This is a genomic window from Paraburkholderia sp. J69-1 (genome assembly GCF_905220255.1).
Taxonomy (GTDB): domain Bacteria; phylum Pseudomonadota; class Gammaproteobacteria; order Burkholderiales; family Burkholderiaceae; genus Paraburkholderia.
Genome location: NZ_CAJMZG010000003.1, coordinates 379,347 through 398,220, shown reverse-complemented (window position 1 = coordinate 398,220; position 18,874 = coordinate 379,347). Strand labels below are relative to the sequence as shown.

The 18,874-nt window shown below is 62.4% G+C and carries 17 protein-coding genes; 10 read left to right on the top strand and 7 right to left on the bottom strand.

The window, feature by feature from the left end; translation table 11 throughout:
- The first annotated feature begins 9 nt into the window (after positions 1 to 9).
- The 6 genes from U5A67_RS07475 (at position 10) to U5A67_RS07450 (ending at position 9,190) form a co-directional block, all read left to right on the top strand.
- On the top strand, positions 10 to 663 hold the full coding sequence (locus U5A67_RS07475; RefSeq protein ID WP_321813560.1) for an urea amidolyase associated protein UAAP2: 654 nt from the start codon (positions 10 to 12) through the stop codon (positions 661 to 663).
- Positions 663 to 4,265, top strand: a complete 3,603-nt coding sequence (locus U5A67_RS07470; RefSeq protein ID WP_321813559.1) for a 5-oxoprolinase/urea amidolyase family protein — start codon at positions 663 to 665, stop codon at positions 4,263 to 4,265. Before U5A67_RS07475 ends, U5A67_RS07470 begins: the two co-directional genes overlap by 1 nt.
- Entirely contained in the window at positions 4,256 to 6,076 is a 1,821-nt protein-coding gene (gene atzF, locus U5A67_RS07465) for an allophanate hydrolase (RefSeq protein ID WP_321813558.1), read from the top strand. Before U5A67_RS07470 ends, atzF begins: the two co-directional genes overlap by 10 nt.
- Before the next feature lie 65 nt (positions 6,077 to 6,141).
- The gene (locus tag U5A67_RS07460) at positions 6,142 to 7,173 is read left to right on the top strand and encodes an ABC transporter substrate-binding protein (protein ID WP_321813557.1); all 1,032 of its coding nucleotides are present in this window, start codon (positions 6,142 to 6,144) and stop codon (positions 7,171 to 7,173) included.
- 63 nt (positions 7,174 to 7,236) lie between these two features.
- Positions 7,237 to 8,214: an ABC transporter permease gene (locus U5A67_RS07455; protein ID WP_321813556.1), complete on the top strand. Its 978-nt coding sequence runs from the start codon at positions 7,237 to 7,239 to the stop codon at positions 8,212 to 8,214.
- Positions 8,215 to 8,275: 61 nt separating this feature from the next.
- A complete protein-coding gene (locus U5A67_RS07450; protein WP_205985461.1) occupies positions 8,276 to 9,190 on the top strand; it encodes an ABC transporter ATP-binding protein in 915 nt (304 codons plus the stop codon).
- A gap of 25 nt (positions 9,191 to 9,215) precedes the next feature.
- On the opposite strand, the gene U5A67_RS07445 is transcribed toward U5A67_RS07450, so the two are convergent.
- Positions 9,216 to 9,716: a hypothetical protein gene (locus U5A67_RS07445; RefSeq protein WP_321813555.1), complete on the bottom strand. Its 501-nt coding sequence runs from the start codon at positions 9,714 to 9,716 to the stop codon at positions 9,216 to 9,218.
- A 214-nt stretch (positions 9,717 to 9,930) separates the two neighbouring features.
- On the opposite strand from U5A67_RS07445, the gene U5A67_RS07440 reads away from it, so the two are divergent.
- A complete protein-coding gene (locus tag U5A67_RS07440) occupies positions 9,931 to 10,230 on the top strand; it encodes a hypothetical protein (protein WP_321813554.1) in 300 nt (99 codons plus the stop codon).
- Positions 10,231 to 10,245: 15 nt separating this feature from the next.
- Here the strand turns inward: U5A67_RS07440 and flhC are convergent, their stop codons facing one another.
- Complete coding sequence (gene flhC, locus U5A67_RS07435; protein ID WP_205985458.1) at positions 10,246 to 10,845, bottom strand: flagellar transcriptional regulator FlhC; 600 nt, start codon at positions 10,843 to 10,845, stop codon at positions 10,246 to 10,248.
- 454 nt (positions 10,846 to 11,299) lie between these two features.
- Between flhC and U5A67_RS07430 the strand changes: the two genes are divergently transcribed.
- The gene (locus U5A67_RS07430; RefSeq protein ID WP_321813553.1) at positions 11,300 to 12,241 is read left to right on the top strand and encodes a tyrosine-protein phosphatase; all 942 of its coding nucleotides are present in this window, start codon (positions 11,300 to 11,302) and stop codon (positions 12,239 to 12,241) included.
- Positions 12,242 to 12,291: 50 nt separating this feature from the next.
- Here the strand turns inward: U5A67_RS07430 and U5A67_RS07425 are convergent, their stop codons facing one another.
- From U5A67_RS07425 to U5A67_RS07415, 3 genes are all read right to left on the bottom strand, one after another.
- Positions 12,292 to 13,557, bottom strand: a complete 1,266-nt coding sequence (locus tag U5A67_RS07425) for an ATP-binding protein (RefSeq protein WP_321813552.1) — start codon at positions 13,555 to 13,557, stop codon at positions 12,292 to 12,294.
- Positions 13,554 to 14,303 carry a response regulator gene (locus tag U5A67_RS07420; protein WP_205985455.1) on the bottom strand — a complete coding sequence of 250 codons (750 nt, stop codon included), beginning with the start codon at positions 14,301 to 14,303 and terminating at the stop codon, positions 13,554 to 13,556. The genes U5A67_RS07425 and U5A67_RS07420 overlap by 4 nt, the downstream gene beginning before the upstream one ends.
- 89 nt (positions 14,304 to 14,392) lie before the next feature.
- Entirely contained in the window at positions 14,393 to 15,202 is an 810-nt protein-coding gene (locus tag U5A67_RS07415) for a lysozyme inhibitor LprI family protein (protein WP_205985454.1), read from the bottom strand.
- A 436-nt stretch (positions 15,203 to 15,638) separates the two neighbouring features.
- On the opposite strand from U5A67_RS07415, the gene U5A67_RS07410 reads away from it, so the two are divergent.
- Together U5A67_RS07410 and U5A67_RS07405 are read left to right on the top strand one after the other, a co-directional pair.
- Entirely contained in the window at positions 15,639 to 16,211 is a 573-nt protein-coding gene (locus U5A67_RS07410) for a hypothetical protein (RefSeq protein WP_205985453.1), read from the top strand.
- 116 nt (positions 16,212 to 16,327) lie between these two features.
- Positions 16,328 to 17,119, top strand: coding sequence for a response regulator (locus U5A67_RS07405; protein WP_205985452.1), 792 nt, complete (start codon positions 16,328 to 16,330; stop codon positions 17,117 to 17,119).
- 85 nt (positions 17,120 to 17,204) lie between these two features.
- Here U5A67_RS07405 and U5A67_RS07400 read toward each other — a convergent pair whose 3' ends face one another.
- Both U5A67_RS07400 and U5A67_RS07395 read right to left on the bottom strand, forming a co-directional pair.
- Positions 17,205 to 17,981, bottom strand: a complete 777-nt coding sequence (locus U5A67_RS07400; protein WP_321813551.1) for a flagellar basal body L-ring protein FlgH — start codon at positions 17,979 to 17,981, stop codon at positions 17,205 to 17,207.
- Positions 17,982 to 18,036: 55 nt separating this feature from the next.
- A complete protein-coding gene (locus U5A67_RS07395) occupies positions 18,037 to 18,873 on the bottom strand; it encodes a hypothetical protein (RefSeq protein WP_321813550.1) in 837 nt (278 codons plus the stop codon).
- Position 18,874 lies beyond the last annotated feature (1 nt).

Genomic DNA, 18,874 nt, shown 5'->3' with positions numbered 1-18,874 from the left:
GGAGCCGCCATGCCGATTATCGAAAGCGCGCTCGACGAGCGCCATGCCCATCACGATGTCACGCTGCCTGCCGGCGAGCCGTGGCTGTATGACCTCAAGCGCGGCCAGACGCTGCGCATTATCGATCTCGAAGGCAATCAGGCTGTCGATACGCTGTTCTATCGCAGCGATGATCCGGCCGAACGCTATAGCGCGCAGGACACCATTCGCGCGCAGCGCAATCTTTATCTGAGCGCGGGCAGCGTGCTGATGTCGAATCTCGGTCGTCCCATGCTGACGATCATCGCGGATACCTGCGGGCGTCATGACACGCTCGGTGGCGCCTGTGCGGCCGAAAGCAACACGGTGCGCTATGCGCTCGACAAGCGTCATATGCATAGCTGCCGCGATAGTTATCTCAACGCACTCGCGCATTGCACCTGTGGCGCAGCCGCGCTGTTAGGCAAACGCGATCTCGTCAGCAATATCAACTTCTTTATGAACGTGCCGGTGACGCCGCTAGGGAAACTCACGTTCGAAGATGGTATTTCCGCGCCGGGGAAATATGTCGAAGTACGCGCGGAAGAAGATGTCACTGTACTAATCTCGAACTGTCCGCAATTGAACAATCCCTGCAACGGCTATAACCCCACGCCGGTGCACCTGCTTGTGTGGGAGGCGTAATGGCGTTCGACAAGATTCTTATTGCCAATCGCGGCGAAATCGCGTGCCGCGTGATCCGCACGCTCAAGCGTTTGGGTATTGCGTCGGTGGCGGTCTATTCGGAAGCCGATCGTCACGCAATGCACGTCATGCTCGCCGATGAAGCCGTCTGCATTGGCCCCGCGCCCGTTGCGCAAAGCTATTTGAATGCCGCGGCAATTCTCGATGCTGCGCGCCGCACTGGCGCACAAGCAGTGCATCCGGGCTACGGCTTTCTTTCCGAAAACGCCGCGTTTGCGCGTGCCTGCGAAGAGGCCGGTATTGTCTTTATCGGTCCGCGAGCAGATCAGATGACGGCATTCGGGCTCAAGCACACGGCGCGCGAAATTGCGCAGGCGAATGGTGTTGCGCTATTGCCGGGAACGGGCTTGCTGGCCGATGCGCAGGCAGCGCTCGAAGCGGCATCGTCGCTTGGTTATCCCGTGATGCTCAAGAGCACGGCGGGCGGCGGTGGTATCGGCATGTCGTTGTGCCGCGACGCTGCGCAACTTGAATCGGCTTTCGCGTCGGTTGCGCGGCTTGGGCAAAGCAATTTCGCTAACGCGGGTGTTTACCTCGAGAAGTTTGTCGAGCATGCACGCCATATCGAGGTGCAGATTTTCGGCGATGGCGCGGGCGATGTGATTGCGCTAGGCGAGCGCGATTGCTCGGTTCAACGGCGCAATCAAAAGGTGATCGAAGAAACGCCCGCGCCGGGCTTGAACGCAGCAGAGCGTCGATCGCTGCACGAAACCGCAATCCGTCTTGCGCGTGCGGTGAATTACGCAAATGCGGGCACGGTGGAATTCGTGTTCGATGCGCGCGCGCGTGCGTTCTATTTCCTTGAGGTCAACACGCGGCTTCAGGTCGAGCATGGCGTAACCGAACAGGTCTACGGCGTCGATCTCGTCGAGTGGATGATCCGGCAGGCGGAGGGCACGCTTGCGCCGCTCGATTCACTCGTGACCGAACCGCAAGGCGCGAGCATTCAGGTGCGCGTCTACGCTGAAGATCCTAACCGGCAGTTCCAGCCGAGTTCCGGTCTGCTCACGCATGTCGATTTCCCTGACGATGTGCGCGTGGATACCTGGGTCGATGCGGGCACCGAAGTGAGCGCTTTCTACGATCCGCTCGTCGCCAAGATCATCGCCACCGACAGCACGCGCGAAGCGGCGCTGGCGAAACTCGCGAGCGCGCTCGAACGCACGCAACTCTATGGCATCGAAACCAATCTCGACTATCTGCGCGCGGTGGTGGGATCGTCCACCTTCACGGCCGGCGAGCAGACGACGGGCTTTCTGGGCCGCTTCCTGTTCGCGCCGCACACCATCGACGTCATGGATGGCGGTGTGCAGACCACCGTGCAGCAAACGCTTGGGCGACTTGGCTATTGGGATGTGGGCGTGCCGCCTTCGGGGCCGATGGATGATCTTTCATTCAGTCTTGCTAATGAATTAATCGGCAATCCAGAAGACGCAGCCGGGATGGAATTCACGATGGTCGGCGCAACGCTGCGCTTTAACTGCGAGACACTATTCGTTTTGGGCGGTGCGCCGCTCGCCGCCACGCTCGATGGCCAGACCGTACCGTTCTGGCAGGTCACCCGCGCGACCGCGGGCAGTGTGTTGAAGCTCGGCGGCGTGACGGGTGCTGGCGTGCGCGCCTGTCTCGCGGTCAAAGGCGGCTTGCAGGTGCCGGACTATCTGGGCAGCAAGGCCACCTTTACGCTCGGGCAATTCGGCGGTCATGCGGGCCGTGCGCTGCGTAAGGGCGATGTGCTGCATCTCGCGCCAGGCGCGGCCAAGGGCGATGCGGGCGCGACACTGCCAGCGGCGCGTATTCCGGCGCTGACGCACGCATGGGAACTCGCGGTACTCGACGGCCCGCACGGCGCGCCTGATTTCCTCACGCGCGACGATATCGCCATGCTGTACGAAGCGCGCTGGACCGTCCACTACAACTCCAGCCGTACGGGAGTGCGGTTGATTGGCCCGAAGCCGCAATGGGCGCGCACGGACGGCGGCGAGGCGGGTTTGCATCCGTCGAATATTCACGACAATGCCTATGCAATCGGCGCGGTCGATTTCACGGGCGATATGCCGGTGATACTCGGCCCGGATGGCCCGAGTCTCGGTGGCTTCGTGTGCCCGGTCACGGTAGTGGGCGAGGAACTCTGGAAACTCGGTCAATTGCGTCCGGGCGATACCGTACGTTTCGTGCCCGCGCGCAACGATGTGCAAGCCGATTCCCACGAATGCGTGCTTTATCGCAGCGAGCCTGAAAATGAAGGCGTGGCCGTGGTCTATCGCCGCTCGGGCGATCGCAATCTGCTGATCGAATACGGTCCGCCGGTACTCGATCTGAAACTGCGTTTTCGCGTTCATGCGTTGATGAATTGGCTCGCAGATCATCGCGTACCGGGCATTGTCGATTTGACGCCTGGCATTCGTTCATTGCAGGTGCATTTCGATCCGGCATTGCTCTCGCCGGAAAAACTGATCGACCATCTGAAAGGCGCGGAAGCGCAATTGCCCGCCATCGATGCCATGCGTGTGCCGAATCGCATCGTGCATCTGCCGTTGTCCTGGGACGATCCTTCGACGCGTATCGCGATCGAACGCTATATGCAGAGCGTGCGGCCGGATGCGCCCTGGTGCCCGAGCAATATCGAGTTCATTCGCCGCATCAACGGTCTCGATAGTATCGACGACGTGAAGCGCATCGTATTCGACGCGCGTTATCTGGTGCTGGGTCTCGGCGATGTCTATCTGGGCGCGCCGGTGGCCACGCCGGTCGATCCGCGTCATCGGCTGGTGACGACGAAGTACAACCCGGCGCGCACCTGGACGCCTGAAAACGCCGTGGGCATTGGCGGCGCCTATATGTGCGTCTATGGCATGGAAGGCCCCGGCGGCTACCAGTTCGTGGGCCGCACGGTGCAGATGTGGAATCGCTATCGCTCGACGGCGGAGTTCGCGCCAGGACAGCCATGGCTGCTGCGCTTCTTCGACGAAATCCGCTTTTTTGAAGTGAGCGAAGCCGAACTCGCGGAATGGCGCAGTGAATTTATCGCGGGGCGGCGCGCATTGCGTATCGAGGAATCGGTCTTCGATCTTGGCGAATACCAGCGCTTTCTGCACGATGAATCCGCTTCGATTGCGGCGTTTAAATCGACGCAACAAGCCGCGTTCGATGCGGAGCGCGAACGCTGGCGCGTTGCGGGCCAGGCGGAATACGTAGGCGAAGCCGGTGCGCAGGATGCGAGCCATGCGGACGCAGACGACACGCTCGCAGAGGATTGCCGTGCAATTGGCGCCGATGTCTCGGGCAGCGTGTGGAAATTGCTGGTCGCGGCTGGCGATCGCGTGGAGGAAGGCGAGGACGTCGCCATTCTCGAATCGATGAAGATGGAAGTCACCGTGTCGGCACTGATCGGCGGCGTGGTCGAGTCGCTTGCTTGCGCCGAAGGCGATGCCGTTACCGCAGGCCAGCGTCTGATGGTGATTCGTGTCGACGCCGATGAAACCATCGCGTGCGTTTCCTCAATCGAAGATGTCGGCGGCGAGGAGGCCGCATGCCAATGAACGCGCTCACAACGATCTCCGATATGACGATTGCCGCCTTACGTGCGCGCTATCTCGACGGCAGCCTGACGCCTGCACAACTCGTCGCGCAGATTGCGCAACGCACTGCAGGTGACGATCCGCATCACATCTGGATTCGTGCGCTGACGCATGAAGAAATGATGCGTTATGCCGATGCGCTCGCGGGCCGCGATCCGGCCACGCTGCCGCTTTACGGCATTCCCTTTGCGATCAAGGACAACATCGATCTCGCAGGCGTGCCGACCACGGCGGCATGCCCCGAGTACGCATACACGCCGGAAACAAGCGCGCCGGTGGTGGCGCGTTTGATCGCGGCTGGCGCGATTCCCATCGGCAAGACCAATCTCGATCAGTTCGCCACGGGGCTATCCGGGCAACGGTCGCCCTATGGCGCGTGCAGAAACGCGCTCGACCCTGACTATGCTTCGGGTGGATCGAGTTCGGGCTCGTCGGTCTCTGTCGCGATGGGACTGGCCGCATTCGCGCTTGGCACCGATACAGCAGGCTCAGGACGCGTTCCCGCGGCTTTCCACGGCCTCATAGGACTCAAGCCGACCAAAGGCGTGCTGAGCACGCAAGGCGTCGTGCCTGCGTGCCGCTCGCTCGATTGCGTATCGATCTTCGCGCACACGGCGAACGACGCGCAGACGGTATTCGAATCTGCGCGTGGCGCGGCGCAAGGCGATCCCTACGCCCGCACGTGGGAAGGCGTGCCCGTGCAAGCCGTTTCACTGCGCGGCCTGCGCCTGGGCGTGCCGCGCGCGGCACAGCGCGAATTTTATGGCGACGCGTCTTACGCGCATGCTTTCGAGACCACGCTCGACAAGTTGCGGGCGCAAGGAGCGCAGATCGTCGAAGTGGATTTCGAACCCTTTCTGGACACCGCGCGCCTGCTCTACGAAGGGCCATTCGTGGCGGAGCGCCTGGCCGCAATCCGCCCGTTCTACGAATCGAATCCCGATGCCTTGCATCCGGTCACGCGCGCGATCATTGGCGGTGCGACACGCTGGAGCGCCGCCGATACCTTCGCGGCATTCGACCGCCTGGCCACCCTGAAGATGGCGTCCGAGCGTGTCTGGCCGCATATCGATGCGCTGCTCACGCCCACTTCGCCGACAACCTCGACCGTGGCGGAACTGGAGGCCGATCCTATCGGCGTGAATGCGAAGTTTGGCTATTACACGAACTTCGTGAACCTGCTCGATCTCTCGGCGCTTGCCGTGCCTGCGGGCCTGTGCGAGACCGGAAAGCACGAGGGAAAACCATTCGGGATCACGTTCGTTGCCCGCGCCAACGAGGATGCAAAACTGCTCGCCATTGCCCGCGCATGGCTGGGCGAAATTGCGCCGGATGTGTCGTGCGAAACGAGTGAAAACGTATGCGTTGCCGTCGTGGGCGCGCATTTGAGCGGCCAACCGCTCAACGGCCAACTGACATCGCGTGGCGCGCGCCTTGTCGAAACGACGCAAACGGCGCCGGCCTATCGGCTCTACGCGCTGCCCGAAAGCGCAAAGCCCGGTCTCGTGCGCGTGGCAGAGGGCGGCACGGCGATCGAAGTCGAAGTATGGGAGATGCCTGCAACGCAGTTCGGTTCGTTCGTCGCGCTGATTCCCGCGCCGCTCGGCATCGGCACTTTGCTGCTCGACGATGGCCGCGGCGTGCACGGCTTTCTCTGCGAAAGCGTTGCCTTGCAGGGCGCGACCGATATCAGCGTGTTCGGCGGTTGGCGCAGGTGGTTGCAGCGCGATTCAGCTACGAACGAGACGTTGAAAGAAAAGCAGGAATCCTGATGAAGCATTCCATAAGACCGGATTTAAAACCCACCGCTGCACGATTCAATACCTGGAGATCTGCCATGAAGACCACGCACTTCACGCTCGCTCAGGGCGCCACGCCCAAGCGCCGTTGGGCCGCTCGTATCGTCGCGGGCGCTGCGCTCGCCGCCGGTCTGTTCACGTCGCTGAGCCAGGCCGCGAACGCCGCGCCGCTGCGTATCGGCTATAGCGACTGGCCGGGCTGGGTGGCCTGGCAGGTCGCCATCGACAAGGGCTGGCTCAAGGAAGCAGGCCTCGACGTGAAGTTCGACTGGTTCGACTACGCGGCCTCGATGGACGCATTCTCCGCCAACAAGCTCGACGCCGTACTCGTGACGAACGGCGACGCGCTGACGATGGGCGCGAATGGCGCGAAGAACGTGATGGCGCTGATCACGGACTATTCGAACGGCAACGACATGGTGATTGCCAAGCCGCCCGCGCGCAAGATTCAGGACTTGAAGGGCAAGAAGATCGGCGTGGAATTCGGCGTGGTCGATCACCTGCTGCTGCTCGACGCGCTGCAGCGCGCGGGCATGAAAGAGGGTGACGTGACGCTCGTGAACGCCAAGACAACGGAAACGCCGCAAGTGCTGGCGTCTTCGGATGTGGCGGCGATCGCGGCGTGGCAGCCGAATGCGGGCGAAGCGCAGCGCGCGGTGCCGGGCGCGCGACCGGTGTTCACCTCGGCCGACGAACCGGGCCTGATTTACGACGTGCTCGCGGTCAACCCGGTGAGTCTCGCCGCGCATAAGGCCGATTACGAAAAGCTCGCGAAAGTCTGGTATCGCGTGGTGCATTACATCGAAGATCCGGCTACGCAGGGCGATGCGGTGAAGATCATGTCGGCGCGCGTGGGACTGACGCCCGCGCAATATCTGCCGCTGCTCAAAGGCACGAAGCTGCTCACGCTGCCGGAAGCGCAGCAGGCGTATGTGAAGGCCGATGGCTTTAAATCGCTTTACGGTTCAAGCCGTACCGCCGACGCCTTCAACGTGAAGTATCAGGTCTACAAGACGCCGCAGGATATCAGCGCCTATGTGGACCCGTCGCTCACGGGCGCCCTGAAATAAAGCGGACGAAGCGCAGTAAAAGAGAGCGCAGTAAAAGAGAGCGCAGTAAAAGAGGAGAGCACCATGGCCGAAATCAGCCAGACCGGTATGTTTGCAGTACGCCGCGAGCTTACGCCGCGCGGCAAATGGATGTTGGGACTCGGCTCGTTTCTGGTGCCGCTCCTCATATGGTGCGTGGTGAGTTATGTGCCCTTCGTCTGGCACTCGCAGATGTTGATCACGCAGCCCGGCAGTGTCGATTATTTTCAGCCGGGCATGCGGATCGACAAAGCCATTTTCGCCGATGAACTGGCGCATGCGCGCGAGACGAACGCTGCGCTGCCCGCAGGCGTGCCCGCGAACCCCGTGTATCTGCCCGCGCCGCATGAAGTGCTGCGCGCGTTCTATACGGCGTTCACGACGCCGCCTGCGTCGGCTGACGGCGTGTGGCTGCATCAAAGCCTCTGGCACAGCATCCAGATCATTTTCTGGGGCTTTCTGGTTTCGTCGTTATTTGGCGTGCCGCTGGGCATTGTGTGCGGTACCTATAGCGCGCTGGCGCGGCTGCAGGAGCCGTTTTTTGAGTTCTTCCGCTATTTGCCCGCACCTGCATTCGGCGCGCTGATGGTGGCGGTACTCGGCATTTACGATGCGCCGAAGATTGCGATTATCGTGATCGGCACGCTGTTCCAGCAGGTGTTGATTATCGCGAACACCACGCGCAAGCTGGAATTCGGCTTGCTGGAGGCGGCCATGACGCTGGGCACTACGCGCCTGAAACTGCTCACGCATGTGGTGGTGCCCGGCATTTTGCCCGATCTCTATCGCGATCAGCGCATTCTGCTCGGCTGGGCGTGGACCTATCTGATCGTTGCGGAACTGGTGGGCACGAGTTCGGGCATCACCTGGTACATCACGCAGCAGGCGCGTTATCAGCATTTCGATAACGTGTATGCCGCGATCATGATGATCGGCATCATTGGGCTGGGCACGGATATCGTGCTGGCATTTTTCGGGCGCAAGCTCTTTCCGTGGGATCGCACGTTGGCCGCTGGCCGTTGAAGGCGTGATTGCGCTTCACGCGTTTCGCCTGCATCACGCTTTTATTTTCAAGGACGCCATCATGTTCAATCCGCAGCCGGTCCCCGACTATCTTCTGCAGTCCGATGCCGTGCGCGAACGCTTCGCGCGGCTCAAGGCGCGTGCGCCCCTGCTCGAAGTGCGTAACCTCACGAAGCGTTTTTCCTCGCCGCAAGGCGAACATACGGCGCTCTCCAATGTCAGCTTCACCACGCATCGGCGTGAGTTTGTCTGCGTGATCGGTCCTTCCGGTTGCGGTAAATCCACCTTGATCCGTATTCTCGCGGGGCTGGAAACGCAAACATCGGGCGAAGTACGCGTGAATGGCAAGGCTGTGCGCGGGCCTGGCGTCGATCGCGGCATGGTGTTTCAGGGCTACACGCTGTTTCCGTGGCTGACCGTGAAAAAGAACGTGATGTTCGGACTCCGTATGAGTGGGCAAGGCGCTGCCGAAGCCGAACGCGAAGCGCTGCAATGGCTCGATCTGGTGGGGCTGGAGAAGTTTGCCAATGCGTATCCGCATCAGCTATCGGGTGGCATGAAGCAGCGCGTGGCGATTGCGCGCGCACTGGCGAACCGGCCCGGCATCCTGCTGATGGACGAACCGTTCGGCGCGCTCGATGCGCAGTCGCGCGCGAAGATGCAGCGTCATCTGCTCGATATCTGGCGTAATGTCGATATCACGATCTTCTTCATTACGCACGATCTCGACGAAGCGATCTTTCTGGCCGACCGTATTCTGGTGCTCAAGGCCAATCCCGGCGAGGTGCAGGAATTGATCGAAGTGCCGGTGCCGCGACCGCGCAGTTACGCGCAGTTCAATTCACCGGAATTTCTGGCCACGCGCGCGCGGCTGGACGCACTCATTCATCCGCCCACGCCAAATGATGCCGACGAAGAGTCGAGCGCGCAGCCGCATATGATCCGGCTAACCGATATTCACGACTCGGTCGAATAAACTCGCGCGCGCACCGTGGCGTGCTTCAGATAAACAGCGAAATCAGCCCGCCGATGGTGATGCCGGCGGCCAGCCATCGGCCCAGCGTGTAGGCATGGTTCGAATCGGGCGGCAGGTCGGGCCGTCCGAGTCCAAGTGCGCCATACACCACGGATTGCAGCGGTTTTGCATCGGCATCGCTGCTGCTTTCGGTCACGCCGGTGTCGTTCTGCGCGTCGCTTACCGTTGCGCTCGAAGGCGTGGTGGCGTCGTCGGTCGAGGCATCGTCGGAGCTATCCGCCGATGTGTCGTCCGATGCAGCCGTCGCTGTTGCCGCCTTTGCCGTAGCAGCCGGCGCCGTCTTCGATGCAGCGGCATAGCCCAGCGGCGAAATCTGCACCGCTTCGTCCTGCGAAGCCGGCGTAGCGCTATCGCCCGTATTCTTGCTGGTGGTTGCGTTATTGTCCGTGGCCGTGACGTCCGCCTGACTCTTGCGGGCGTACGCGGCGCCGTCGCCCGCCGTCGTCGCCAAACTGCCGATATCCATATTCCCCTCGTTAAACTTTATCGCGACGGTGGCATGTTCCCACGTCGGCGTGTCAATCCTCTTATCGAATAGCGCGGAGAAATGCGCGATATTCCGGGACCCGTTCGCGCGCGCGTAGCGGCAGAATGTCGGTATGAATGGTTACGCCGCTACGCCCAATGTCGAATAAGCCCTTACGCATCCGCAAGCCGGTGCAACAGAAAGAGAGCTGGGTGTGAAACGGCCTTCGCGCCGTAAGGTTTTCGAGGCGCTGTATCGCGCGGCGTATGTGCAGGGTCATGCACGTCTGCCCGAAGCGCTCGAGCGCGACCTCAATAACGAATACGCCCAAAGCGGCCCGCAGATTGCATGGGAAATCTGGCAGGCGGCGCACACGCACGCGCTGGAAATGGCCGCACAGATTTGCGAGCAGCGCCAGGCCGCGCATTTTAATCAGGAAAGCAAAGCAGCGTGCCGGCTTTGCGCCGGCGATATTCGCGCCATGCTCGAACAGGCCGAAAGCGACGACGCATAAGGCGTCGCTGCGCTTTCAGGCTGCGAAGGGTGCGGGGACAACGTTTGCGCCTGCGGCAAAACGCGACAGGGCATTATTTTCCTGGTTACGGCTTTCCAGTACGGCGCGCGTGACACCGGCGCGCGAGGGCGGCGCACAGACACAGCAGGTATAGGGTTTATTGGCGTCGCGAATCGGGCGCACGAAGCGGCCCGTGCAGGTGCCGCAACGCGTCAGCGTCAGCAGACCGCCTTCGAAAAAGCGCAGCAGCGTCCAGGCGCGCGTGAAGCTGAGCACGCGCTCGATTTCCGCGCAATCGCAATGTTCGATATAGAGCCGGTAAGCGCGTGTCAGCGCATCGAGCCGGCTGCACTTCGCTTCGTCCTTGAGATACAGAAAGACGTTGTAGAACAGCGAAGCGTGGATATTCGGCAGCCACGTGAAGTACCAGTCCGCGGAGAACGGCAGCATGCCCTTGGGGGGCGAGGCGTCCTTCAGTTCGCGATAAAGCCGGATCAGGCGGTTTCTCGAGAGATTCAGTTCTTTCTCCAGCACGGGCATACGTGCGCCGAGCTGGATCAGTTCGATTGCGCGCATGACCTCGCGCGCCTCTTCGGTGACACTGCCTTTGTACATGACGTTGCACTCCCATGAGCATCAGACAGCGTGGCGTCCATGCCTGAATTCACGGGCGATTATAGAAGCGGGAGATTGAGCGTCAAGAATAATATTTTGGAAGTAATTGGAAGTTTCGTTAATGAAATCAAGGGCTTTTCGCCGCGCCCCGCGCCGGCAAAGGCGCGATGAAAAATGGGGTTTCATACGATCTTTCCAGCTATGTTGAATTGGAAAGATAAGGAAAGATTTGTGGCGGAAAACGTCCGTGACGTGGCGTTTTCGGCGGGGCATGATGGCGTCGCCATCGCGTGTCATGCAATACCAGGTAATACAGATTATTACTGAGTCTTGCGACGTAACCCATTTCTGGCGATCTGCCGGTAAACTTCAACTTTCCATTTTTTACGCGCGCGGCATCAATTCGCCGCCGCGGGCTCGCCGGAACGCGAGCACCATTACTCGCTTTCTATCGATGATTCTTCCTTTCTCCGCCTGTTCTTCTTCGTTCAGGCAAGTGCGCAAGCGTTTGCCGGGTGCCGTATCCGGCGGTGTCGCCCATGCGGCGCGCGGCGCAAGCGGCGGGCTTGCCAGCCCGCCGCGGCGTGCGCTGCTAAAGGGCACGATGAGTGTGCTGGCACTCGGCGGTTGCGCGAGCACCTTGTTGAGCGCCTGTGGCGGGGAGTATTCGGACGGCACTGGCCCGCAGTTCGCGCCTTCGCCGGTAGTAAATTCGGTGACCAACTTCCGCGATGTCGGCGGCGCGGCGCCGGGTTATTCGACCAGTGACGGCGCCCACGTGCGACGTGCGCTGTTATACCGCAGCGACGCGCTCACGCCCAACACGGTGGATGCCGTCACGCTGGAGCGCATGGCCTTCGCGTGCGTCTACGACCTGCGTACGCCCGCCGAAAACGACATGACGCCCGATACGGTGCTGACGAGCGCCAACCGCGTATCGCTCAACGTGCTCGGCACGCCGGGACCGCGCTCGTTCGCGGGCTATACGGCAGGCGATCTGGATGCAGCGATGCAGGCGCAGTGGCGCGAATTCGTGACCGGCCGCATGCAGTGCATCGCCTATGGCGCGCTGCTCGAACATATCGCCGAGGCGCCGGGGCCGCAATTGATCGTGGGAAGTAGTGCGGTGGACGTGGCGGGCTGGGCTTCGGCGCTGCTGCTGCTGATCGCCAATGTGCCGCTCGAAATCGTCGTGCAGGATTTTTTGCTGACGAACGCGTGGCGCTCGACCACGATCGACGCGGACAATCTCACGCCACCCGTACAGGCCAGCTATCTGCAGGCCGCCTGCGACGCTTTGCAGCGCTCCTATGGCGATATCAACCGTTACCTGGAGAGTGGCCTGGGTCTGGCCTCGGTAACGGTCGATCGCCTGCGTGCGCGTCTCGTGGTGTAAATCGGCGCGCGTCAAATTGACGCGGCCATCGAGTCTTGGCTAATTGAGCCTTAGATCACGGGCAGCGCGATCTGGATGCGCAGCCCGCCTTCGGGATGGTTGGACAGGGTGCACTGACCACCCTGATTGCGCACGAGGCGCGTGACGATCGCCAGTCCCAGTCCGCAATGACCTTCGCCGCCGCGCGCTTCGTCGAGCCGCACGAAGGGCTTGATCGCCGCGGCTACGCGGTCGGCGGGAATGCCCTGGCCGTGATCGCGCACTTCGATCAGCCATTGCGTGCCTTCGCGGCGCGTGGCGATCTCCACAGGCGGCTCGCCATGTTCGAGCGCGTTGTCGACGATATTCGACATCAGCCGGTCCAGCAGCGTGCGCGGCAGCTTGAATGCCGGGCCAGCGCCCAGATCGAGCCTGAAAAGCGTGTCTTCTTCGCTGCCGGTGTCCGAGAAATATTGCTCGCGCAGCAGCGCATCCACTTCCACTTCCGGGCCGGATTCGGGCTTCTGGCGCGCGAACTCCAGAAACTGCTGGACGATGTCGTTGAGCGAATCGACTTCGCGATAAAGCTGCTGGCGCTCGCGGTCCGAGCCCAGCATCGAGGCGCGTAATTTGAGGCGCGTCAGCGGCGATTTCAGATCGTGCGCCACGCCCGCGAGCATGACGGCCTGATCGTCGTCGGCTTCGTTGAGCTGCTTCATCATGCGATTGAACGAGCCGATCAGGTCGCGCAGTTCGCGCGGGCCGCGTTCCTTCACGGGCGCGGGCCGATGGCCGCTGCCGAATGCACGGGCGGCCTGCGAGATGATGGAGAGCGGACGTTGCATCTGCCACATCGCCAGCAGCGCGACGAGCAGCGACATGGCGAGCAGGCCGGCGGCCTGCGGCAGCAGATTGGGCGGCGGCGGCAAATCGATGGGCGCGACGATCCACGTGGGATGGCCTGCGAAGCGCACCCAGAGCGCGGCGCGCCGCAGATGCTGATCGGCGAGAATTTCGGTGCCTGCGGGCAGATCGCGCAGCAACTGCTTGCGCAGATCGGCGAGCGGTTCGTGCGTGGGCACGGCCAGCTTCACATCGGCCGGCATGTTCCAGGTCGGCACCAGATGCACGCGCAGCGCGGGCGCCAGTTCGACTTCGTTGGGCATCGAGCCGTTGGCCGCGTGCAGCATCAGCAGCAGCCCGCGCTCGAAGCCCTCGACTTCATGGCGGCGCGGCTGCGGCGCGAAGATGACGAACCAGCACGCCTGCACCACGAAGAGCACGAGCGCCGACATCAAGGCCATGCGGCCAAACAGCGTGTTCAGCGGATTGTTCATGAACCGGCGTCGGCATCGGCGGCGGCAGTGCCATCGATTTCGTCTTCGCGCAGCGGCACGAAAACATAGCCCTTGCCTCGCACGGTCTGCACGAAACGCGGTTGGGCCGGGTCGTCTTCGATCACGCGGCGCAGACGCCAGATCGGCACGTCCAGGCTGCGGTCGTTGAACGGCTCGCCGTCTTCGCGCAGCAGATCATGAATCAATACGCGCGAAAGCACGCGGTAGGGGTGTCGCGCGAAGATCTTCAGGAGCGCGAATATGCTGTCGCGCAGCGGCACGCGCTCGCCTTCGCGCAGCAGCGAACGCGTGGCGAAGTCGAGCTCGAACGGTCCGAACTGGCAGCGCTCGCGCGCTTCGGGCGCGCTGGGCGGCACGGCGCCATGACGGCGCAACACAGTCTGGATACGCAGCAGCAGTTCCTGCGGGTCGAACGGCTTCGCGACATAATCGTCCGCGCCGAGCGTAAGCCCGGCGATGCGGTCGGTCACCGCGCCACGCGCGGATGCGAAGATGACCGGGATGTCGTCGCCCTGCGCACGCAATGCAGCCAGCGTGCGCAAGCCGTCGGTACCCGGCATCATGACGTCGAGCACGATGACCGAAGGTCGCTCGCGCTCGAGCCGACGCGCGAGGTGCGTGCCCTCGTGCAGTACGGATGTCTGGAAGCCGTGGGTCCGCAGGAAGCGGGAAAGAAGATCGCGCACGACCGGATCGTCGTCGACGATGAGAACGTGTGGACTCATCGTGAAATTTTATTTGATGTCGACGTTTCGATGAATAGCCCCGGTGTGACTAATTCTTACCTTTACTTACAAGCGGGGTTCAACCCGGCTTACTTGACGGCGACAGCCGCTTCCTGAACCGCCGTCTGCGCGGTCTTCGCATTCGTCTGATCAGAAGCCTTCGCTGCGGCTGGCTTGGCCGGCTGCTTCGCGGCCTTGGCGATCACGTCGTCGATCGAAGCGATGCTCGCGGCGTTTGCCACAGCCTTGCCCGAATCCGCGTTCGCTTCGGCCTTCGAAGCCGGTGCGGCAGCGGGGATGTGCTTGGCCATCGCATCGCCGAGGCGCTTGGAACGTGCATCGGCAACCACGCCGCTCGGCATCTTGCGCAGGCGCAGCGATTCGGCGCTGGCCTGTGCGTCGTCGTGCTTCGTGTCCGTGCTCTTGACCGGCGCCTGTTCGATACCCTTCATCTGCAGCACGGCGTCCTGAGCGGTCGGGGCCAGATGCTGGTCGACGACACCGTCCTTCACGCGTTGCGCGGTGGCCTGCTGGCCGTGACGGTAGTCGCCTTCGAGCTCGGCGATACGGCGGTTGTACCAGTCCGTCACGCAAGCCTTGTCTTTACAGTTGTGCTGGCGCCACTGCCACTGGTGCACGCGGTCGGCTTCGAGCGCGGTGGCGTCGGGCGTCGCGTCGACGGCGCTGCGATAGAGCGCGGCCAGCTTGTCGTCGAGCGCGGACAGCGCCGGGTCGGTGCAGACGATGCGTTCCGACGCCGAGGCGTTGTGCGGGCAATGGAAGCTCGCCGCCTGCGCTGTCGTCGAAACGGCGAGCGTAGCGAAGAGCGCGAGCGCGGCGGCGCCAAGGCCGCGATGCAGGGTGAAGTCAGCGCGGCGGGTTTTCGTTTCTCGGTTCATGTCAGGCACGATGATGTTGAATTGACAGGGACGACAGGCGGCTCGTCCGGCGTCGCCACGGCATATTTCGCCGCAAGGAAACGATAGCGCAGCGTCCTGTGCGCAAAGCCTCGCTCAACGGGGCGATTGCCAGGCCGCTTACAAAACATTTCAAATGGAGCGCGCGAGGTAAGAGATTGACTGCGCGCACGACGCATCTGCGGCCATCCGGCGCAGGTGCTGCACAAAAGTGCTTACCGGCAGGGAGATTTGCGAAGGACTGGAAAGCCACTTTCAACATTGGCCGATGTCCGCGCCATCGCACAGCGCGCTTTGCCGCGATGATGCATGTCGAGTCCTGCCGTCCGTGCAATCCGGCCCAGCCGGTTGCGCGCGGCGCGCAGCCTGCCGCGATGTCCGCGGTGCAGCCTATCGACGCGTTCTGTCCTTCGCTTCCATGCCCAACGTTATCCGCTCCTTATTTTGCGCGGCGGCGCTCGCTGCGCCGCTCGCACTCAACGGCTGCGCGTGGACGCTGATCACGGCCGCCGACGCCACCGGCTCCGTGATTCAGGCCGGTTATGCCGTTGCGTCGAATTACTCGTCGCCGAAATTCGTGACGGGCCGGCCTGTGAATCTGAGCGACGTCTGCATCGAAATCAATCCGATGGTCACGGCGGCCGATTTCGTGCCGTCGCTGCAATACGCGCTGTCGCGGCGCGGCGTGCGCTCAGATCTCTATAGCCCGGGCACGGAGCCGTCCAATTGCGAGGGCCGGCTGGTCTATAACGCGTCGATCGAATTCGGCCGCCCGACTTTCAGCGACGACAGCAAGGCTTATCTGTCGACCATCAATATGACGATCTTCATGCACAACCGTATTGCGGTCACGGCGCGCTACGAAGTGCATGGCCTGAGCACCGACCGCTATTCCAGCGCCGCGGTGAAACTGCAGGGTCTGATCGACAGCATGGTGGTCGATCAGACGCGCCTCGCCAGCACGTTCGACTCGGCATCGGCCGGGCAGTAATCGTCCATCATTTCTCCACAATCTTTCGTGTCACGTATTTCCGGAAAGAGTTTCGGAAAGGATTGGGAAGGTAAGGGGCCTTTCCCGCGCGTGGCAGTGTCCCTTACGATCTGCGCATGACCAATAACGTTTTTCTCGTCGACGACGATCCCGTCGTGCGCGACGTCACGGCCGAATATCTCCAGATGCGCGGCTTTACCGTTACCGCGCTGCCGTCGGCGCGCGCCCTGCAGCAGAAGCTGCGTACCGAACGGCCTCAGGTTGTCGTGCTCGACATCATGATGCCGGAGGTCGATGGCATCAGCGCCTTGCGCGAACTGCGCGCGAGCGGCGACGATCTGCCGGTGATCATGTTGACGGCGCGCAACGAGGTGATCGATCGCGTGCTCGGCCTGGAGTTCGGCGCCGACGATTACGTGGGCAAACCGTTCGATCCGGGCGAGCTGGCCGCGCGCATCCGCACGGTCATGCGCCGCCGCAGCGTGGCGAGCGCAACGGGCGCGCCGGAAAGCCGCGCCTCGTTCAGCTTCGGGCCGTTCGAACTGGACTTCCGCTCGCGCGAACTGTTCCGCGACGAAGAGCGTATTCCGCTGCGTTCGAGCGAGTTCGCGTTTCTGAAGCTGTTCGTCAATCACGCGATGACGATTCTTTCGCGCGAGCAGATCATCGAAATCGTCTACGGCGAAGCGGGGCGTTATCGCAATCGCAGCCTGGACGTGGCGATCTGGCGTTTGCGCCGGCTGATCGAAACCGATCCTTCCGAGCCGCGTTATCTGCAGACGGTCTGGGGTCACGGCTATGTATTCGTGCCCGACGGCGAAGTGGGCGTGGCCGAGCGCTACAGCGAATATAAAGGCGAGCACAAGAAAGGCGAATATGCCGCCGATCTCGAAGGCGACGCAGAGTAAATAGAAAGGGCGGTGCGTTTTAATCGACGCACCGCCCTTTTTCCATCTGTCTTGCCAGCAGCCTTCAACGCGCCCAGCGTTCGCCTTAGAACGTCAGCACGCTCAGGAACATGCGCTGCAGCCAGCCCACGGTGGTCGCATCGTTGAGCATGCCGTGGCCGACCTGCTCGATACGCGCATTGGCGATCTTGCTCGAATCCACGAAATTGTCCGCTTCGACATCGTTCGGATTGACGATGCCGGACAGACGCAGGCGCTGGTGTTCGCCGCTCATCGCGATGATCTTTTCGCCGGACACCACCAGATTGCCAGTCGGCGTCTTGCTGATGATGGTGACGGCCAGCGTGCCGGTCATGCCGCTCGAAAGCGTGTGATTGCCGCTGCCGTTGAAGGTCGTCGATGCCGAACCGATGTTGAACAGACGCGCGAGACGTGCGGCCGTGCCGGTCGATTGATCGGCGGCCGTGGCCGTGATGTCGCTCGAACGTTTGGCGGCGGCGGTGGCGGTGTCGTTGCCGCTATACGTTTCGGACAGGCGGATCGTCAGCACTTCGCCAATGCGCTGCGCGCGCGGCGTTTCGTAAAGCGCGAGCGACGTGCCGGCCTGATAGATCGAGCCGCTCGTGTTGACGTTGAGCGGCGCTTCGGCGAGCGGCGGCGTCATCGGCGTTTCGACGATCGAATCGTTGGTGGCGCAACCGGCGAGCGGCAGGACGATCGCCGCGCAGGCGAGCAGGCCGCCGAGGCCGGGCCGCGAAAGGCTGGGGCGCGAAAGGCTGAATGCTTTCCAGTTCTTCCCGGAAAGTAAGGATTCCGATTTAATCGGAAGGTGTTGAGGGCGGTAAGATTTCATCATATTCATCGGGATACGCGTAGTGGCGGGCTCGCTGGAGTGGCTATCCTGGTGGCCTGGCAGATCAGCCTTCGTCGAACTGGCTGACCTTCAACGCGCGCTCGAAGCCCTTGGGGCGCGGCATGGGTGGTTTCAACAGATAAGTCAGCGTGGCACGTCCGCCATCCGGCAGCATGCAGATCGTGATCGTGCTGGAGGCGTTGTCCCATTCGAGTAGCGGCACATTGGCGTTGCCATGCATGTGCGGCTTGCCATAACGTGCAGCGAGCAGGTCGCGCAGGTCGAAAGCCGTCATGCTGTCCACCACGAAAGACATTTCATAGAGCCGCAGCGGCTCACCTGGCGCGTCGTGCGCGAAACGCAGCACGTGATCCACGGCGGGCGCGCCAGCCACGACGGCGAGCGAGGGCTCCCAGCCGTTCGAGGTGCGATGCGCCCAGCGGCAGGCCACATTGGCACTGGCATAGCTCTTGAGCATCATGCCGATATCGCCGCCGGCCACGTCGGTTTCGCAAAGCAGCGTGCTCTCGTGCGGCGTGGCGCGGATCATGTTCGCTTCGCGCAGCGCGGTGAGCGTAATGCCCAGCGAGATGCCGCGAAACGAGAACGGCGTATCGTCCTGCACGGCGGCGCGGGCGCGTGCCCGCACGACAGGCGCGCGGCGTTGCGGCGCATGGGGGGCAGCGGCTACCGTGGACGGCGTGGCCGTTTTCGGCAGGACGGGCTCGAGGTCGACTTTAGGCGCGTTTTGCGTAGCCGCCGGTCTGGCGACGATCACCGTACCGGACACGACTGTCGAAGTCTTGCCCGGCGCTTCGGCGCAAACCGGCATGGCGGTCAAGCCGGCGCAGAGTGCGCCGATGGCACCAGCCGCATAGACGAACCTCGACGCCCGTTTCATG

Excerpts from the sequence above, each read along its gene's own strand:
- U5A67_RS07475 (WP_321813560.1), top strand. The coding sequence starts at position 10 with ATGCCGATTATCGAAAGCGCGCTCGACGAGCGCCATGCCCATCACGAT.
- U5A67_RS07470 (WP_321813559.1), top strand. The coding sequence starts at position 663 with ATGGCGTTCGACAAGATTCTTATTGCCAATCGCGGCGAAATCGCGTGC.
- atzF (WP_321813558.1), top strand. The coding sequence starts at position 4,256 with ATGCCAATGAACGCGCTCACAACGATCTCCGATATGACGATTGCCGCC.
- U5A67_RS07460 (WP_321813557.1), top strand. The coding sequence starts at position 6,142 with ATGAAGACCACGCACTTCACGCTCGCTCAGGGCGCCACGCCCAAGCGC.
- U5A67_RS07455 (WP_321813556.1), top strand. The coding sequence starts at position 7,237 with ATGGCCGAAATCAGCCAGACCGGTATGTTTGCAGTACGCCGCGAGCTT.
- U5A67_RS07450 (WP_205985461.1), top strand. The coding sequence starts at position 8,276 with ATGTTCAATCCGCAGCCGGTCCCCGACTATCTTCTGCAGTCCGATGCC.
- U5A67_RS07445 (WP_321813555.1), bottom strand. The coding sequence starts at position 9,716 with ATGGATATCGGCAGTTTGGCGACGACGGCGGGCGACGGCGCCGCGTAC.
- flhC (WP_205985458.1), bottom strand. The coding sequence starts at position 10,845 with ATGTACAAAGGCAGTGTCACCGAAGAGGCGCGCGAGGTCATGCGCGCA.
- U5A67_RS07430 (WP_321813553.1), top strand. The coding sequence starts at position 11,300 with ATGATTCTTCCTTTCTCCGCCTGTTCTTCTTCGTTCAGGCAAGTGCGC.
- U5A67_RS07425 (WP_321813552.1), bottom strand. The coding sequence starts at position 13,557 with ATGAACAATCCGCTGAACACGCTGTTTGGCCGCATGGCCTTGATGTCG.
- U5A67_RS07420 (WP_205985455.1), bottom strand. The coding sequence starts at position 14,303 with ATGAGTCCACACGTTCTCATCGTCGACGACGATCCGGTCGTGCGCGAT.
- U5A67_RS07415 (WP_205985454.1), bottom strand. The coding sequence starts at position 15,202 with ATGAACCGAGAAACGAAAACCCGCCGCGCTGACTTCACCCTGCATCGC.
- U5A67_RS07410 (WP_205985453.1), top strand. The coding sequence starts at position 15,639 with ATGCCCAACGTTATCCGCTCCTTATTTTGCGCGGCGGCGCTCGCTGCG.
- U5A67_RS07405 (WP_205985452.1), top strand. The coding sequence starts at position 16,328 with ATGACCAATAACGTTTTTCTCGTCGACGACGATCCCGTCGTGCGCGAC.
- U5A67_RS07400 (WP_321813551.1), bottom strand. The coding sequence starts at position 17,981 with ATGAATATGATGAAATCTTACCGCCCTCAACACCTTCCGATTAAATCG.
- U5A67_RS07395 (WP_321813550.1), bottom strand. The coding sequence starts at position 18,873 with ATGAAACGGGCGTCGAGGTTCGTCTATGCGGCTGGTGCCATCGGCGCA.